Origin of the sequence: Kitasatospora putterlickiae (genome assembly GCF_039527695.1) — a bacterium.
Lineage (GTDB): Bacteria > Actinomycetota > Actinomycetes > Streptomycetales > Streptomycetaceae > Kitasatospora > Kitasatospora putterlickiae.
On record NZ_BAAAKJ010000014.1, the window covers coordinates 1 to 3,751 of the forward strand.

Genomic DNA, 3,751 nt, shown 5'->3' on the forward strand with positions numbered 1-3,751 from the left:
AGCGGCGGATTCCGGCCACCGGGCCCGGCCCCGGACGCGCGAGTGCCCCGCACCGCCGGGACGGCGGGGTACGGGGCACTCGGGTGCTGTGTGGGCTACGGGTGACCGGCGATGATGCCGGCGGAGGCGCCGGTGGCCGTCACGAGGTAGCCGGTGGTCACCACGATCGTCGAGACGGCGACGACCGTGAGGCGACGGAGCCTGTTCAAGCGTTCCCCCCTGGAACCGCTGATGGGATGGACCTACGGGTGGCTGGCGATGACGCCCTGCGGCTCGCGCTCGGTGGCCGCCTGGCCGTCGGCGGGCGCCTCGGTCTCCGTGATGTACTGGGCCTCGTCGCCGAAGAGGTCGTCCTGCAGGTCGGCCTTGCGGTCGGCGGAGGGCTCGGCGTAGTCGGCCTGCTCCGAGGTCGCGGCGACCGCGCCCTCGACGGCCTGGCCGGCCTCCGCCGTGACGGCCTCGTCGGCCGGCACGGTCGCCACGGGGGTGTCGCTCTGGTCGTTGGCCATGCATGGCCGCCTTTCGGTCATCAAGTGTCTTCCGCCCCACCGACTTGGCGCGGGCGCGAGGTCAGTATCGTAGGGTTGATTAAATGTCCGATAAACATCGTGCGGCTGACCGTGCCGTCCGGCAGAGTCGGCCCCCCGCCTAAGCTGAGGCCACCACAAGGGCGGAACCGCCGAGCGCCCTACCGGGAAATCGACACCAGGCCATCGGGGGACCACATGGAGTTGCGGGAGACGCCGCCTGCACCGGCGCTGCGCTTCCAGGTACTCGGTCCGGTCCAGGCCTGGCTCCACGGCGGGCAGCTCGCCCTCGGCTCGCCTCAGCAGCAGGCCGTCCTGACGATGCTCCTGCTGCACGCCGGACGCCCGGTCACCACCCAGGACCTCGTCGACGGACTCTGGGGCGAGCGCCCGCCCACCCAGGCCGTCGCGGCGCTGCGCACCTACGTCTCCCGTCTGCGCACGGTGATCGAGCCCCGCCGGGAGGTGCGGCGGCCCGCCGAGTTCCTGGTCTCGGTCGCCGACGGCTACGCCCTGCACATCCCGGCCGAGGCCCTCGACATGACGGTCTTCGAGCAGCTCGCCGCCGAGGCCGCGACCGCCCGCAACGCCGGGGACCTCGACAACGCCCACCGGCTGCTGGTCCGTTCGCTCGCGCTGTTCGCCGGCCGCCCGCTCACCGGCGTGCCCGGCCCGTACGCGGACGCCCAGCGGCTGCGGCTCGCCGAGCGCCAGGTCTCGGTCGCCGAGGAGCGGTGCGCGCTCGCCCTCGACATCGGCCTGCACGCCGAGGTGGTCGGCGAGTTGAACTCGCTCACCGCCGAGCACCCGCTGCGCGAGCGGCTGCGCGAGCTGCTGATGCTGGCGCTGTACCGCTGCGGCCGCCAGGCGGAGGCCCTCGGCGTCTACACCGACACCCGCAAGCTGCTGATCGACGAGCTGGGCGTCGAACCGGGCGCCGGGCTGTCCACCATGCACTCCCGGATCCTGGCCGCGGACCCCACGCTGGCCCTCCCGGCCGCGCCCGCGCCACCGGCCGCCGCCCGCGAGGAGGGGCCCGCCGCTCCGCCGGCGCCCGCCCAACTCCCGGCCGACGTGTCGGACTTCAGCGGCCGGGCCGAGATGGTCTCCGACCTCTCGGCCGTCCTGATGAACGCCACCGGCCAGGCCGTCGTGGTCACCTCGCTGGCCGGCATCGGCGGCGTCGGCAAGACCACGCTCGCCGTGCACGTCGCCCACCGGGTGCGCGCGGAGTTCCCGGACGGGCAGTTGTACGTCGACCTCCGCGGCGCGGGCGCCTCACCCTCCGACCCGGCCGTGGTCCTCGGTGACTTCCTGCACGCCCTCGGCGTCACCGAGAACCCGGACTCGCTGGAGCAGCGCGCCGCCCTCTACCGCTCGCTGCTCGCCAGCCGGCGGATGCTGATCCTGCTCGACAACGCCCAGGACTCCGAGCAGATCCGGCCGCTGATCCCCGGGGTCTCCGGCTGCGCGGTGCTCGCCACCAGCCGCTCCCGGCTGGCCGGCATCCCCGGCGCGCACCTGGTGGACGTCGAGGAGCTGACGCCGGAGGAGGCGCTGGCGCTGTTCTCCGCGATCGTCGGCGAGCAGCGCGTCGCCGCCGAACCGGAGGCGGCCATGGCGGTGGTGACCGCCTGCGGCTTCCTGCCGCTCGCCGTCCGGATCGCCGCGGCCCGGCTCGCCAGCCGCCCCCGCTGGAGCGTCTCGGACCTCGCCCGGCGCTTAGCCGATCAGCGCCGGCGCCTGGACGAGCTCCAACTCGGCAACCTCGCCGTGGAGACCACCATCGGGCTCGGCTACGGCCAGCTCTCCCCCGCCGAGGCGCGGGCCTTCCGGCTGCTCTCGGTGGTGGACTCGCCGGACCTGCCGCTCGCGGCGGTGGCGGCGCTGCTCGGGACGGACGAGACCGCGGCCGAGAACCTCGCCGAGGCGCTCGTCGAGGCCAACATGCTGGAGACCTTCTCGGCGGGCCGCTACCGGTACCACGACCTGCTCCGGCTCTACGCGCAGCGGCAGAACGAGCGGGTGGGGGACCTCGAGGAGCAGCAGGCCGCCGTGCTGCGGCTGCTCGACCTGCTGCTCGCCACGGTCCGCAACGCCGCCCAGGCCATCGAGCCCGACGACCAGCTGCCCGAGCCGCTGAACGCCCCGGGTTCCGCCGGCGTGCCGCTGATCACCAGCGACTACGCGCAGGAGTGGGTCCGGGCCGAGATCGGCCTGCTGCTCAGCTCGGTCGAGGCCGCCGTCCAGGGGCCGAGCGCGTTGCTGCGGCCCGCCGTCGACCTGCTGATCATCCTGGACAGCCTGGTCGAGGACCCGACGCACGGGCCCCGGGTGCGCCGCATGCTGGAGACCGCCGAGGGGAGCGCGGAGCAGCACGGCGACGCGGCGGCACTCGCGCGGGTGCACTTCGCCTTCGGCACCCTGCAGTCCGTCACCGGTGACTTCCAGAGCTCCGAGCAGTCGCTGCGCAAGAGCCTGGGCCTGCTGGGTCCCGAGGACATGACCGTGATGCGGTCGATGGCGGCCAACACCCTCGGCATCATCCTCAGCCTCGGCAACCGCCCGGCCGAGGCGGCGCCGTTCTTCGAGCAGGCCCTGACCATCAGCCGGGTCGTCGGCGCCCCGATCAGCGAGGCGCGGCTGCTGGCCAACCTCGCCCGGGCCCGGCTCGGGCTCGGACAGGTCGAGCAGGCCGTCCGCTCGGTCACCGAGGCGGTCGCCACCGCGCGCGCCTCGAAGAACGGCCCCTGCCTGGCCGACACGCTGTACCAGCTCGGCGTCGTGCTCTCCTCGGCCGACGATCCCGCCACCGCCGCCGAGCACCTGCGCGAGTCCCACCGGCTCTACCAGTCGCAGCAGAACCGGCTGCGCGAGGGCTACACCCTCGCCCGGCTCTCCTCCGCCCTGCTCGCCGCCGGCCAGCACGCCGAGGCGGCCGAGGCGGCCGAGGAGTCGCTGGCGATCGGACTGGAGATGGACTCCGCCTACTGCCAGGGCCTGGCCGACGCCGCACTGGGCGAGGCCCTGCTCGGCCTCGCCCAGCCCGCACGCGGCCTGGCGTGTCTGCGCGAAGCCCACGCCATCTTCACGCGGCTCGGTGTGCCCGAGGCCTCCCCCGTGGCGGACCTCATCTCCCGGCAGCACACCGAGCCCCTCTCTCCCCCCGCGCCGTAGGCCTCCGCTCCCCCGTGTCCCCCGTGGAGGCCTTCCCCCGTGAGCGT

Annotated in this window: 2 protein-coding genes; one reads left to right on the forward strand and one right to left on the reverse strand. The window is 74.3% G+C overall.

Annotated elements, in window-relative coordinates; translation table 11 throughout:
- Positions 1-242: 242 nt before the first annotated feature.
- Positions 243-509 carry a hypothetical protein gene (locus tag ABD308_RS01290; protein WP_344324129.1) on the reverse strand — a complete coding sequence of 89 codons (267 nt, stop codon included), beginning with the start codon at positions 507-509 and terminating at the stop codon, positions 243-245.
- Positions 510-725: 216 nt separating this feature from the next.
- Between ABD308_RS01290 and ABD308_RS01295 the strand changes: the two genes are divergently transcribed.
- Positions 726-3,704: an AfsR/SARP family transcriptional regulator gene (locus tag ABD308_RS01295; protein ID WP_344324132.1), complete on the forward strand. Its 2,979-nt coding sequence runs from the start codon at positions 726-728 to the stop codon at positions 3,702-3,704.
- The last annotated feature ends 47 nt before the right edge of the window (positions 3,705-3,751 follow it).